Here is a 12465-nt window from a genome sequence, read left to right on the forward strand (position 1 = left end):
GCATCGATCCGGTGACGGTGGCGGGCTTCAATCTGTCGCAGACGCACGAGTTCTTCGGCTTCAAGTTCCCGTCGGTCTACATGTACTACTACCTGTTCGTGCTGGGCGCGCTGGCCGTCATCTGGGTATGTACGCGTCTGCAGCATTCGCGTATCGGCCGTGCATGGGCGGCGATCCGCGAGGACGAAATCGCGGCGAAGGCGATGGGCATCAACACCCGCAACGTCAAGCTGCTCGCGTTCGCAATGGGCGCGTCGTTCGGCGGCCTGTCGGGCGCGATGTTCGGTGCGTTCCAGGGCTTCGTGTCGCCGGAATCGTTCACGTTCTGGGAATCGATCGTGGTGCTGGCGTGCGTGGTGCTGGGCGGCATGGGCCACATTCCGGGCGTGATTCTCGGCGCGGTGCTGCTCGCGGTGTTCCCTGAATTCCTGCGCTCGACGATGGGCCCGCTGCAAAACGCCATTTTCGGCCATCAGATCGTGGATACCGAAGTCATCCGTCAGTTGCTGTACGGTCTGGCGATGGTGCTGATCATGCTGTATCGCTCGGAAGGCCTGTGGCCCGCCGCGAAACACGAAGACAAGATCGCGAAGATCGCGAAGCGCAACGGCAAGAAGCCGGTGCGCGCCTAAGCGGGGGATTGAAAATGAGCGACAAACGTACTCGATTGTCCGTGCAGGGCGTGAACAAGCGTTTCGGCGGCTTGCAGGCGCTCTCCGATGTGCGCCTCGAAATCAAGGAAGGCGAGATTTACGGTCTGATCGGCCCGAACGGCGCGGGCAAGACCACGTTCTTCAACGTCATCACGGGCCTTTACACGCCGGATTCGGGCGTCTTCAAGCTGGACGGTGAAGCCTATACGCCGACTGCGGTGTATCAGGTGGCGAAGGCGGGCATCGCGCGCACGTTCCAGAACATTCGTCTCTTTGGCGGCATGACTGCGCTCGAGAACGTGATGGTCGGCCGTCACGTGCGCACGAAGCATGGTCTGATCGGCGCGGTGTTGCAGACGCCGGCCGAACGGCGCGAAGAGCGCGAGATCAAGGAACGCGCGCTGGAACTGCTCGAATATGTCGGCGTGCTGCAGTACGCGGACTATACGTCGCGCAATCTGTCGTACGGGCATCAGCGCCGGCTCGAGATCGCCCGTGCGCTGGCGACCGATCCGAAGCTGCTCGCGCTCGACGAACCCGCTGCCGGCATGAACGCGACGGAGAAGGTCGAACTGACGCGTCTGCTCGACAAGATCCGCGCGGACGGCAAGACGATTCTTTTGATCGAACACGACGTGAAGCTCGTGATGGGATTGTGCAACCGCATGACGGTGCTCGATTACGGCAAGGTGATCGCCGAAGGTCTGCCGCAGGACGTGCAGAAGGACCCGAAGGTGATCGAGGCATATCTGGGTGCGGGGGTGCACTAAATGGCGACCATGAATGCGATGTTGAAGGTCAAGGGCCTGCAGGTGAATTACGGCGGCATCCAGGCGGTGAAGGGTGTCGATCTGGAGGTCGGGCAGGGCGAGCTGGTTACGCTGATCGGCGCGAACGGCGCGGGCAAGACCACGACGATGAAGGCCATTACCGGTTTGAAGCCCTATTCGGGCGGCGATATCGAGTACATGGGTCAGTCGATCAAGGGCGTGCCGACGCACGAGCTCTTGAAGCGCGGTCTCGCGATGGTGCCGGAAGGGCGCGGCATTTTCGCTCGCATGTCGATTCTCGAGAACATGCAGATGGGGGCGTACCTGCGCAATGACGCCGATGGCATTCAGAAGGACACCGAGCGCATGTTCGGCTTCTTTCCTCGCCTGAAGGAGCGCGCGTCGCAGTATGCGGGGACGTTGTCCGGCGGTGAGCAGCAGATGCTTGCGATGGCTCGTGCCTTGTTGTCGCGGCCCAAGCTGCTCTTGCTCGATGAGCCTTCGATGGGGCTGTCTCCCATCATGGTCGAGAAGATTTTCGAAGTCGTTCGCGAAATCTCTAAAGAAGGCTTGACCGTGCTTCTCGTCGAACAGAACGCGCGGCTCGCGCTTCAGGCCGCTAATCGCGGGTATGTGATGGATTCGGGTACTGTCACTATGTCGGGCGATGCCAAGATCATGCTCGATGATCCTAAGGTTCGGGCTGCTTATCTGGGCGAGTGAGTTTTCTTGCTCGCGGGCGCGGGAGTTTTTTCTTTCGTGTCGGTTTATTAGCTCGCCCCTCCCCGGGGCGGGCGAGCAAACAGACCGGCACGAATACAAGTTCACCGAACAGAAAAAACCTAAAGCCGCTTGCCCAAGCTAACAACGTCATCAACCCGATACCCCATCCGTTCGTAAAACGAAACCAACTCACCCCGAACGGAGAGCACCTGCAGGTTAACCTTCGGACATCCAAGCCGGGCAAGCGCCGCTTCAGCATGCAGCATCAACCGTCGCCCGAACCCGCGCCCTTGGAAAGAACGGCAGACGGCAAGCGAATAAACCCACCCCCGATGCCCGTCATAACCACACATGACAGTGCCGGCAACGACCCCGTCCACCACACCGACAAAGAACAACTCAGGCTGAGTCGACAGCTTGTTGGCGATCGACAAAGCCGGATCGCGTTGCGGCCTCGACGCATCCGCGTACTCGGGAAACACATCGCGCCACAGAGCGATCACGGCATCGCGATCGCCCGCTTCGAAAGTTCGAACGATCACAGCGTATCGAGCACCGAGCGCAGCATCGCCAGCATCTGATCGATCTCGTCCTTGGTCACGTTGAGCGCAGGCATGAAGCGCAGCAAATTCGGACGCGCCGCGTTGAGCAACAGACCATCCGGCTGCATCAGCCGCGCCTTCTCGACGATCTGCGGTCCCTTGTCGCTATCCAGCAGCAGCGCGCGCAGCAAGCCTTCGCCACGTTCGCCCTTGAATCCGCGCTCATCCGACAGTTTCAGCAGTTCGCCACGCAGATACTCGCCGCGCTCACGCACGCCTTCCAGAAAGCCCGGCGCAGTCAGCTGCGAAATCACCGAATAGCCCACCGCCGTCATCAACGGATTGCCGTTATACGTGCCGCCCTGGTCGCCGGCTTCGAAGCAGGCGACTTCCGCCTTCGACAGCAACGCGGCGAGCGGCACGCCGCCACCAATGCCCTTGCCGAGCGTCATGATGTCCGGCTCGATGCCCGACAGCTCGTAGGCGAACAACGTCCCCGCGCGTCCGCAGCCGCTCTGCACCTCATCGACGATCAACAGCAGATTGTGCCGCTTCGTCAGCGCACGCAATTGCTCCATGAACTCGCGCGTCGCGGGAATCACGCCGCCTTCGCCCTGAATCGGCTCGAGCATCACGGCAACGGTCTTCTCGCCGATGAGCTTCTCGACCGAGGCGATATCGTTCAAATCGGCTTTCGGGAAGCCCGGCACTTGCGGCGCATAGATCGTGTCCCAGCCGGCCTTGCCGCTCGCGGACATCGTGGCGAGCGTGCGGCCGTGGAAGCTGTGATCGAACGTAATGATCTCGTATGCGCCATTGCGGAACTTGCGCCCCCACTTGCGCGCGAGCTTGATCGCGCCTTCGTTGGCCTCCGCGCCGCTGTTGGCGAAGAACACCTTGTCGAAGCAGCTGTGCTGCGTGAGCAAGTCCGCGAGCTGCGCCATCGGGCCGTTATAGAACGCCGGCGACGGATTGATCAACGTGCGCGCCTGCTTGTCCAGCGCTTCGATCATGCCGTCGTTGCAATGGCCGAGCGAATTGACCGCCCAGCCCTGAATGAAGTCCAGATAGCGTTTGCCGGTGTTGTCGTAGAGCCACGAGCCCTTGCCGTGCGTGAACACGATCTCGGGGCGGTTCGTGATGTACATCAGCGAATCGACGGGGTACTCATTGAAATTCATGACAGCGGGCTCCACGAGGCGATGACGAAAGAGAAAACGGCGCACAAAAAACAAAAGCCACGGTGTTTCCGTGGCTTCATTCTCTGCGCTTCATTTAACCGAACCATGACGAGCGCGAATGCTTGACGAGCCAGCGGCATCCCTAGGGAAGCAGCGAGCGGCGGCGTCGGAGTGCGTTCAGAATTCGATTCATTCGCGAAGGATACGTTATGACGTTCGAGGCTGTAAACCGCCGGCGCGGAAATTCTGCGCGCCGGCGGCCTGCCTGCAACGCCGATCAGACCGGATGCGCGAGATCCGCTGCGCTCGTGAACGAGTCCGCGTAGAACTCGTCCTCCGGCAACCGGTGATGCAGCGTGAAATCGCGCTGCGCGGATTCCACCATCACCGGCGCGCCGCACGCATAGACCTGATACGCGCTCAGATCGGGCAGGTCTTCGATGACAGCACGATGAACGAAGCCCCTCCGGCCAGTCCAGTTGTCGCCCGCATCGGGTTCGGAAAGCACCGGCACGAACTTGAAGTTCGGGACTTCCTTCGCCCATTGCTCGGCGAGGTCCATCATGTACAGGTCCTTCTTGCGGCGGCCGCCCCAATAGAGCGTCATCGGGCGATTCAGGTTCTTGAACACCGCATGCTCGATGATCGCCTTGATCGGCGCGAAGCCCGTGCCCGACGCGAGCAGCACGATGGGCTTGTCCGATTCGTCGCGCAGGAAGAACGTGCCGAGCGGGCCTTCGAAGCGCAGGATATCGCGCTCCTTCATCGCGCCGAACACGTGGTCCGTGAACGTGCCGCCCGGCATGTGGCGGATGTGCAGTTCGAGCGGCCCTTCGTGATGCGGCGGGCTCGCCATCGAATAGCTGCGACGCTTGCCGTCCTTCAGGATGAATTCGATGTACTGCCCCGCGAGATACTGCAGGCGCTCGTTGGCGGGCAACTGCAGCTTCAGTTCGATGACGTCGTCCGCGCGGCGCTCGAGCGCGTTGACGCGGCACGGCAGCTTCTTCACCTGCACGTCGCCGACGCCCGCCACTTCGCGCACGTCGATGGTCAGATCGCTCTGCGCCGTCGCGCAGCAGAAGAGGGCCATGCCGCGGGTCTTTTCATCGTTGGAGAGCGCCGACGACGAATGCGGCGCCTGTTCGACTTGGCCCTGGACGACCGCGCCCTTGCAGGAGCCGCAAGCGCCGTTCTTGCAGCCGTAGGGCAGGCCGATTCCCTGACGCAGCGCGGCAGTCAGCACCGGTTCGTCGGGTTCCACCTGAAACTGCCGGCCGCTTTGCCGGAGCGTTACGTTGAATGCCATAGATCGATTTCGTGCGATGGTGTGAGTATGTCTTTCGATGCCGCCTTCAGCGGTCAGACGCCTGGAACGAGCGGCGGATACAATGCTCCGCATGATCGCCACTCGAATTCTGCGCCGCCCGCGCGTGCTGATCGTCGGATGCGGCGATGTCGGGCTGCGCACGTTGCCGCTTTTCCATGCCCGCGCCGCGAGACCGCGCGTGATCGCGCTCACGCATCATCCCGAACGTGCAGCGGAACTGCGCGCGGCGGGCGCGTTGCCGATCCCCGGCGATCTCGATGCGCGCAGAAGTCTCGCCAGGCTCGCGGGCATCGCACGGCACGTTTTGCATCTCGCGCCGCCTCAGCGCGATGGCGATACGGACCGCCGCACGCGTGCCTTGCTTGCGGCCTTGCGCGCGCCTCGCCGCTCGGTGGCGCGTGGCGCGCATGCGGCCACGGCTGCACGTTCCGCGTGGCGCAACCCTTCTTTCATTGTACCCGACGCCCTTTTTGGAGCCACATCGGCAATCGCAGCGCGAAGCGGTCCGGTGCGCTTCGTGTATGCGAGCACGACGGGCGTCTACGGGGATTGTCGCGGCGCGCAAATCGACGAAACGCGGCCCGTGCGGCCCGGGAACGAGCGTGCGCGGCGGCGGGCGTCGGCGGAGCAGCAGTTACGCGATGCGGGCGTGCAAAGCGGCTGGCGCGTGTCGATCGTGCGGATTCCCGGAATTTATGCGGAAGACCGTCTGCCGCGCGCGCGCATCGAACGGGCGATGCCGGCGCTCGTCGAACGCGACGACGTCTATACGAATCACATTCACGCCGACGATCTCGCCGCGATCATCGTTCGCGCGCTTGCTAGAGGAAAGCCGCAGCGCGCGATCAACGCATCGGACGATACGGACCTGCGCATGGCCGATTATTTCGACCGCGTGGCCGACGCCTGCGGATTGCCGCGCGTGCCGCGCATCACGCGCGAGGAAGCACAGACGCGGCTGGAGCCGGTCACGCTTTCATTCATGCGCGAATCGCGACGGCTTCGCAACGAGCGTCTCAAGCGCGAACTGGGATACGCGCTGCGCTATCCCACCGTCGACGATTTTCTCCGCGAGCGAATTCGCGCGCACGCCGGAGCGGCGCGCGACGCGGACACGCCGCGCTAGATCAGCGCCGGAATCGTTTCGAGCAGAACGAAGCACATCAATGCGCCGATCAACGCGCCGATGAGATTCGGCGAGTACTTGTGACGCATGTGCATGACGACGCCCAATACCCCGATCAGGACCGCGCACAACCCGACGAACGCAATCAGCGCCACGCTCATGTGGGAAGCCATGATGCCCTCCTGCCCTTGTTTTAATCATTCTGGTTCCGTAAGACGAGTATATGAGCGGCGGAACCGGAAGGCATGCTGCAATGCAGCGGGCGGGCGTCGGGAGTTCTACGGATTTGCAAATCGACGGGGCTTTGTCATCCCGTCGCGGCGTATCGAGCCGCTTCAGGCCGGAACGTTGTCGTTCGCGCGCAGAGCAGCAAGATCGTCCGCATCCAGCCAGCGCCATTCGCCTTCTCCGAGCGATGCCGGCAGCGCATAACCGCCGACGCGCTCGCGATGCAACTGCTCCACGCGATTTCCCGCCGCGGCGACCATCCGCTTGACCTGGTGGTACTTGCCTTCGAGCACGGTTAGCTCGAGCAGCCGGTCATCCCGTCGATGGGCGGCGAGCGCGGCGGTCGGCTTGGTCTCGCCGTGCAGCAGCACGCCTTCGAGGAGCTTCGCGAGTTGCGCGTCATCGAGCGGATGGCGCACCGTCGCGAGATAGACCTTCGGCACCTTGCGTTTCGGCGACGTGAACGCGTGCACGAACGCGCCATCGTCGGAAAGGAGGAGCAGGCCGGTGGTGTCCTGATCGAGCCGCCCGACCGGTTGCACGCCGCGCTCGACGAGTTGGGGCGGCAGCAGGTGAAACACGCTCAGGTGATGCTGCGGATCGCGCGAGCACTCGTAGCCCGCCGGCTTGTTGAGCGCCAGGTACGCCTTTTCGCGATAGGTCCACGTGCGGCCGTCGACGTCGAAATCGAGCGGCGGTGCGATGGGAAAATCGGCGCGCGGATCGGTGCATGCTTCGCCGCCGATGCACACGCGCCCTTCGGCGATGATCCCGCGGCACTGGCGACGCGACCCGAAGCCTTGGGAGAAGAGGAGGGTTTCGAGGTCCATCGGATGGAGGGGAGTTGGAGCGCGCATTCTAGCAAGGACGGCGTGACGGGCGACGCGCTTCTCCTACGGCCATAGACAGCTACGCGCACTCAGTGCGCGCAGGCGTGCGTCAGCGCGTGGCGGCGTCGGGCGGCCGCTGCCTTCAATGTGCGTCGCCGCGTCCCTTCGATACGGCAGGCACGCCCCATCCGAAAAGCGAATACGACTTCGATGCGTCGTTCCGGCTGCTTTCCGCCGATGCGCTCTTGGCGGCGATGCTCCAGCGTCCGTCGAAGGTCATCGATGGAACAACCGGCGGCGGCAGCGCGCTCGCCTTCTGGAAATAGGCGGTGTTGGCGTCGGCTTGCATGGTCGTCGCGTGCTTCAGGACGGCCTGCGCCTGGGGGTTGCGCGGATCGAGCGCGACGGCGCGCCGCGCGTTTCGTAACGTGCATGCGGGATCGTGGTTCGCTGCGCATGAGCGGGCGCTGGCTATCGCGCTGTCGCGTGCGCGTTCCTGACGCGCGACATCGGCTGCGAGTTGCTGGATTTGCGGGTTGCGCGATTGAATCGGCGCGAGACTGCGGAGGGATCGGCGCGCGGCGGCGATATCGCGGTTGGCGAGTGCTTGCCGGACGGCTGCGATCGTGCGCGCTTCCGCTGCCGATGGCGCGTCGTGAGGGGCAGCGATGGCGGACTGCGGGACCGGACGTTCCGTGGAGGCGACGGTCGAGGGCGGTTTAGGGGCGTCCGGCGCGCCCTTGGCTGTGGGGCGGGACGCGGTATCGGCGGCGATGCTCGCAGCGGACCGTGATGCGTCTTTCGACGCGGGCTTCGCGGCGGTGGTGGATGCCGTTGCAGCGGCGATAGTCGCAGTAGACCGCGATGCGTCTTTCGGTGCGGCCTTGGCGGCAGTGCCGGACGCGGTATCGGCGGCAATGCTCGCAGCAGACGGCGATGCGTCTTTCGACGCCGCAGACGATGTGTGCGGCGCTGAAACTGCTGCGCGTGCCAATGGCGCTGCCGATTGCGACGCCGCTGCGCTCGACGTTGCCGCAGTGCCGCTTTTTATCGCAGCCGTAGACGTCACGGATGGCAACGCTCTCGCGACGCCCGTTCCCGCGCCTGACGATGCGTCAGACGCCGCAACCCTCGCGTTCTCCGTCGCTTCTCGCTTCGGCGACGACTTGCTCTGCGAGGCCGACGCGTCCTTCGAGACCGAGACTGCGCCCGACGGCGTTTGCGTCGTGACCACACCCGTTGCCATGCTCGCCGTAGCGCGGTCGCGCTTCGAAGCGGAGTTGATCGCATCGGCGACGGCTCGTCGCGAAGCCTCGCGCGTCATCGGCGGCTCCGTTGCCATCGCGGGAATGCTGACTGCCGGCACGCTCTTGGCGGTCGATGCGATGTTCCTGCGAACGGCTTCCGGGACGGACGACGAGGCCGAAGCACTCGCCGATGCGACGCCTGTGGCTCTCGTATCCTTGGCGAGCGCCGCCTTCGATTCCACGACAGACGGTGCAGCCTTCACTGCAGAAACAGCTTCGGTAGCCGACGAGCCGATACCCGATGCACTCGCTGGCGCAACCCGCGCCGTGTGCACCGTCGCAGCGGAACCCGATGTATCTACAGTCGTAGCCGCCGAGCTTGCCTTCGCTGCCACGTCACCCGTTTTCTGCGCATCATCTGCCTGCCGCCGCGCGAGCGTGTGCCGGTCCGCATCGTCGCGGCGTTGCGACGCCGACGAGCCGCCGCCAACCGCGCCCGCCGTGCTGACGGATTGCGCCGGAGCACGCTCCGCATCCGACTGCAAATAGAGATACCCGCCCGCTGCGATGCCCGCGACCGCGCCGCTGATCAGAATCGCGAGCCCTTTTCGGGCGGGCTTGCGTTCGGGCGATGCCAGCGCGTCGCCGGGTTCGACGAGACTCGGATACGACGTCACCATTCTTCGACGCACGAGCCGCGTGAGCCAGCCGGTGTCGCGCAGATCGAGCAAGTCGCGTTGATCGCCGGTCGCGGCGGCGGCAGCGTGAGTGTCCGTGGCGCTGGTGAAAATCGCGCCCTCGCGATCCGCTCCGCACGACGGGCAAGTGTCGTCGACGGCGGGCGAAACGACGTTGCAGCGGCGGCAGATCACCGCATCGAGCGACAGCGAATATTCGGGTTGCATCATGCGGACTGGTGCCGGGTCAGGTTGGCGCAACGCGCGGGCTAGCCACGGCATCGGGATAACCATAAGCAAGCCGAACGAGTGTGCTCGTGTCGCCGGCGCATGAGATTCATCGATACCGTCGCTTACGATTCTCGCGGGAAAAAACGTATTCGTTCTACGGTATTGCGCACATTCGCGCAATGGTGATCCGGGAAAGATGGGATCGCTATTGGCCGAATGGCCGATCTACTGTCAGCCCTTGCATTCAATGATCGACGCTTCGGCGTACTGTGCTTTCCGAGCGCAGAGAGAAGGGGAAGTGCTGGACGTCTCGATGGTTTTCTTTCGTGACGACCGGTCGCTTTGGCCAGTTCGACATGCCGGGATTGCTGATCCGGCAAACGCGGCGAAAGAATATCGTCGGCAGAGCGACGCTGAGAGTCGTTGGAGCCGTTGCTCGTCCTTCAACCCGCGCTCCGGCGACCGACCGCGCCCTCGCAACGGCCGCTCAAACGCAGAAAGCCGCTCCCGAAGGAGCGGCTTTCTGCATCGAAATCTCTGGTGCCCAGGGCCGGAATCGAACCGGCACGCCTTGCGGCGGGGGATTTTGAGTCCCCTGCGTCTACCAATTTCACCACCTGGGCACGCTGTCTTTCTCGACTAAGGACGAACCGGGCGGAACGTCCAAATCGAGTAGTCGGCGATTATGACCCAAATCCTCGCGATGAGCAAGCAGCGGCCGCCCAGCGGCGATGCAGCCGAGCATCACTGGCTCAGATAATTGAACGAGCCGTTCCGAACGACACCCATCACGCTCGCCCGTTGATCCAGCCCGACGTGATCGCTCGCGCTCGTATTCACCACGCCATTGGGCACCACCAGCTCATGCGCGTGTTCCAGTTCCGAGCGCAACGCGACGCGGAATTCCTTCGTGCCCGGCTTCCCGGCTTTCAACGCGCGCGCTACGGCATCCTGCAAACGGGGATACACGCCCGCCGCATCGCCGGCAAACTGCGTGACCGTGCCCTTGCCGTACTTGCCCTCATAGGCTTCGACAAACGCGAGCGCCGCCTTCTTCGACGGATGATCCGCCGGCAGCGTGCGCGCGACGACCACCGGCTGCGTCGGAAAGAGCGTGCCTTCGACATCCTTCCCGCCGAGCTTGATGAACTCCGGCGTCGCGATGCCGTGTGTCTGGTAGATCGCGCCCTTATAGCCGCGCTCGACGAGCGTGCGCTGCGGCAGCACCGTCGGCGTTCCCGCGCCCGCGATCAGCACCGCGTCCGGTTTCGCCGCCATCAGCTTGAGAATCTGGCCGGTGACGCTCGCGTCGGTCCGGTTGAAGCGCTCGCTGCCGACAATCTCGATATGCCGCAACGCCGCGAACTTGCTGAACTCGTTGAGCCAGCTATCGCCGTAACTGTCCGCGAAGCCGATGAAACCCACCGTCTTCACGCCGTGATTCGCCATGTAACGCGTCATCACGTCGGCCATTGCGCGGTCGGTCTGCGCCATCTTGAACGCCCACACCTTCTTGCCTTCCTGCGGCTCGACCACCGACGCCGATCCGATCAGCGTGATCATCGGCGTCTGATACTCGGAAACGGGATCGAGCGCCGCGAGCGCCGCCGGCGTGATGTTCGGGCCGACGATCACATCGACCTTGTCTTCGGTGATCAGCTTGCGAATATTACGCACCGCCGCGCCCGGGTCCGAACCGTCATCGAGGATGATGTACTGCGCGTCCTGTCCGGCGACGGTCTTCGGCCACATCAGCATCGCGTTCTTGCTCGTGATGCCGATCGCGGCGGCGGGGCCGGTGCTCGACAAGTCCACGCCCACCTTGATCTGCGCCTGCGCAGCGGCGGCCAGCAAAGCGAGGGCGGCGCCGGCAGCAAACCGGCGCGTGATCTTCGACAACGTCATCGGATGGTCTCCAGGGAAGTGCGTATTTGTTGTGGCGGCGTTTGCGCCGTCGTAATCAGAGTTCGTAAGTCTCGTGACCGCCCGCGAGCGCCTGTTCGATCAGCTTGCGGTTCATCGAAGGCGACAGCAGTTCGACGAGCGTGTACACATAGCTGCGCAGATAAGCGCCCTGTTTGAGCGCGAGCCGCGTGACGTTGGTGCCGAACAGATGGCCGACGGGCATCGCGCGCAAATGACGGTCGCGCTCCGGGTTGAACGCGATATCCGCCATGATCCCGACGCCCAGCCCCAGCTCGACATACGTCTTGATGACGTCCGCGTCGATGGCCTCGAGCACGATGTCGGGACTCAGCGCCCGCAGCGCGAACGCCTGATTGATCTTGCTACGGCCGGCGAACGCGGCGTCATACGTGATGAGCGGGTACTGCACGAGATCGTCGAGCGTGAGAAGCTTGCGTTCCAGCAGCGGATGCTCGGGCAACATGACCGCGAGATGCTGCCACTGGAAGCAGGGCAGAGACACGAGTTCCTTGTAATTGGCGATGGCCTCGGTGGCGATGGCGATATCCGCCTGATCGTGGATGACCATCTCCGCGACCTGCGTCGGGCTGCCTTGCAGGATCGAAAGATGCACCTTCGGAAAGCGCTTCTTGAACTCGGCGATGGCCGCCGGCAGCGAGTAGCGCGCCTGCGTATGCGTCGCGGCAATGACGAGATTGCCCTGATCCTGCGCCGCGTAATCCTTGCCGACGCGCTTCAGGCTCTCGACTTCCTGCAGGATTTTTTCGACGGAAGCGAGGATGATACGTCCCGGCTCGGTCAGCGAGCGCACGCGCTTGCCGTGGCGCGTGAAGATCTCGACGCCCAGTTCGTCCTCAAGCTCGATGATGGCTTTGGAGACGCCGGGTTGCGATGTATACAGTGCTTTCGCTGCTTCCGTCAGGTTGAAGTTCTGCCGCACGGCCTCACGCACGAAGCGGAACTGATGCAAATTCATTTAGAACCCTTCGTTATTACCCGAT

The 12465-nt window shown here is 63.5% G+C and carries 12 protein-coding genes and 1 tRNA gene; 4 read left to right on the forward strand and 9 right to left on the reverse strand.

Translation table 11 applies throughout. From position 1 onward, the window contains the following. The 3 genes from BG57_RS04270 to BG57_RS04280 form a co-directional block, all read left to right on the forward strand. The coding region (locus BG57_RS04270; RefSeq protein ID WP_035960488.1) for a branched-chain amino acid ABC transporter permease at positions 1-632 on the forward strand (632 nt) is incomplete at its 5' end. A 14-nt stretch (positions 633-646) separates the two neighbouring features. Next, entirely contained in the window at positions 647-1423 is a 777-nt protein-coding gene (locus BG57_RS04275; protein WP_035960489.1) for an ABC transporter ATP-binding protein, read from the forward strand. Then, positions 1424-2146 carry an ABC transporter ATP-binding protein gene (locus BG57_RS04280; RefSeq protein ID WP_035960490.1) on the forward strand — a complete coding sequence of 241 codons (723 nt, stop codon included), beginning with the start codon at positions 1424-1426 and terminating at the stop codon, positions 2144-2146. A gap of 119 nt (positions 2147-2265) precedes the next feature. Here BG57_RS04280 and BG57_RS04285 read toward each other — a convergent pair whose 3' ends face one another. The 3 genes from BG57_RS04285 to BG57_RS04295 all read right to left on the reverse strand — a co-directional run bounded on the left by BG57_RS04285 (position 2266) and on the right by BG57_RS04295 (position 5178). Continuing rightward, positions 2266-2688, reverse strand: coding sequence for a GNAT family acetyltransferase (locus tag BG57_RS04285; RefSeq protein WP_035960492.1), 423 nt, complete (start codon positions 2686-2688; stop codon positions 2266-2268). Then, positions 2685-3869 (reverse strand): acetylornithine transaminase, encoded by a 1185-nt coding sequence (locus BG57_RS04290; protein ID WP_035960493.1) that lies wholly within the window; start codon positions 3867-3869, stop codon positions 2685-2687. The genes BG57_RS04285 and BG57_RS04290 overlap by 4 nt, the downstream gene beginning before the upstream one ends. A gap of 277 nt (positions 3870-4146) precedes the next feature. Beyond that, on the reverse strand, positions 4147-5178 hold the full coding sequence (locus BG57_RS04295; protein ID WP_035960494.1) for a CDP-6-deoxy-delta-3,4-glucoseen reductase: 1032 nt from the start codon (positions 5176-5178) through the stop codon (positions 4147-4149). Positions 5179-5269: 91 nt separating this feature from the next. Here BG57_RS04295 and BG57_RS04300 point away from each other — a divergent pair, with 91 nt between their 5' ends. Then, positions 5270-6325, forward strand: coding sequence for an NAD-dependent epimerase/dehydratase family protein (locus BG57_RS04300; RefSeq protein WP_035961046.1), 1056 nt, complete (start codon positions 5270-5272; stop codon positions 6323-6325). Here the strand turns inward: BG57_RS04300 and BG57_RS33290 are convergent. From BG57_RS33290 to BG57_RS04330, 6 genes are all read right to left on the reverse strand, one after another. Then, positions 6322-6498 carry a hypothetical protein gene (locus BG57_RS33290; protein WP_035960495.1) on the reverse strand — a complete coding sequence of 59 codons (177 nt, stop codon included), beginning with the start codon at positions 6496-6498 and terminating at the stop codon, positions 6322-6324. The genes BG57_RS04300 and BG57_RS33290 overlap by 4 nt on opposite strands. 162 nt (positions 6499-6660) lie before the next feature. After that, on the reverse strand, positions 6661-7383 hold the full coding sequence (locus BG57_RS04310; RefSeq protein WP_035960496.1) for a pseudouridine synthase: 723 nt from the start codon (positions 7381-7383) through the stop codon (positions 6661-6663). A gap of 142 nt (positions 7384-7525) precedes the next feature. Then, the gene (locus BG57_RS31125; RefSeq protein WP_052005627.1) at positions 7526-9538 is read right to left on the reverse strand and encodes a hypothetical protein; all 2013 of its coding nucleotides are present in this window, start codon (positions 9536-9538) and stop codon (positions 7526-7528) included. A gap of 538 nt (positions 9539-10076) precedes the next feature. Continuing rightward, positions 10077-10161, reverse strand: a tRNA-Leu gene (locus tag BG57_RS04320). A gap of 121 nt (positions 10162-10282) precedes the next feature. Continuing rightward, the gene (locus BG57_RS04325) at positions 10283-11443 is read right to left on the reverse strand and encodes an ABC transporter substrate-binding protein (RefSeq protein WP_035960497.1); all 1161 of its coding nucleotides are present in this window, start codon (positions 11441-11443) and stop codon (positions 10283-10285) included. A gap of 55 nt (positions 11444-11498) precedes the next feature. After that, the gene (locus tag BG57_RS04330) at positions 11499-12440 is read right to left on the reverse strand and encodes a CysB family HTH-type transcriptional regulator (RefSeq protein ID WP_035960499.1); all 942 of its coding nucleotides are present in this window, start codon (positions 12438-12440) and stop codon (positions 11499-11501) included. Positions 12441-12465 lie beyond the last annotated feature (25 nt).

Origin of the sequence: Caballeronia grimmiae, assembly GCF_000698555.1 — a bacterium.
Lineage (GTDB): Bacteria > Pseudomonadota > Gammaproteobacteria > Burkholderiales > Burkholderiaceae > Caballeronia > Caballeronia grimmiae.

Excerpts from the sequence above, each read along its gene's own strand:
- BG57_RS04275 (WP_035960489.1), top strand. The coding sequence starts at position 647 with ATGAGCGACAAACGTACTCGATTGTCCGTGCAGGGCGTGAACAAGCGT.
- BG57_RS04280 (WP_035960490.1), top strand. The coding sequence starts at position 1,424 with ATGGCGACCATGAATGCGATGTTGAAGGTCAAGGGCCTGCAGGTGAAT.
- BG57_RS04290 (WP_035960493.1), bottom strand. The coding sequence starts at position 3,869 with ATGAATTTCAATGAGTACCCCGTCGATTCGCTGATGTACATCACGAAC.
- BG57_RS04295 (WP_035960494.1), bottom strand. The coding sequence starts at position 5,178 with ATGGCATTCAACGTAACGCTCCGGCAAAGCGGCCGGCAGTTTCAGGTG.
- BG57_RS04300 (WP_035961046.1), top strand. The coding sequence starts at position 5,270 with ATGATCGCCACTCGAATTCTGCGCCGCCCGCGCGTGCTGATCGTCGGA.
- BG57_RS33290 (WP_035960495.1), bottom strand. The coding sequence starts at position 6,498 with ATGGCTTCCCACATGAGCGTGGCGCTGATTGCGTTCGTCGGGTTGTGC.
- BG57_RS04310 (WP_035960496.1), bottom strand. The coding sequence starts at position 7,383 with ATGGACCTCGAAACCCTCCTCTTCTCCCAAGGCTTCGGGTCGCGTCGC.
- BG57_RS31125 (WP_052005627.1), bottom strand. The coding sequence starts at position 9,538 with ATGATGCAACCCGAATATTCGCTGTCGCTCGATGCGGTGATCTGCCGC.
- BG57_RS04325 (WP_035960497.1), bottom strand. The coding sequence starts at position 11,443 with ATGACGTTGTCGAAGATCACGCGCCGGTTTGCTGCCGGCGCCGCCCTC.
- BG57_RS04330 (WP_035960499.1), bottom strand. The coding sequence starts at position 12,440 with ATGAATTTGCATCAGTTCCGCTTCGTGCGTGAGGCCGTGCGGCAGAAC.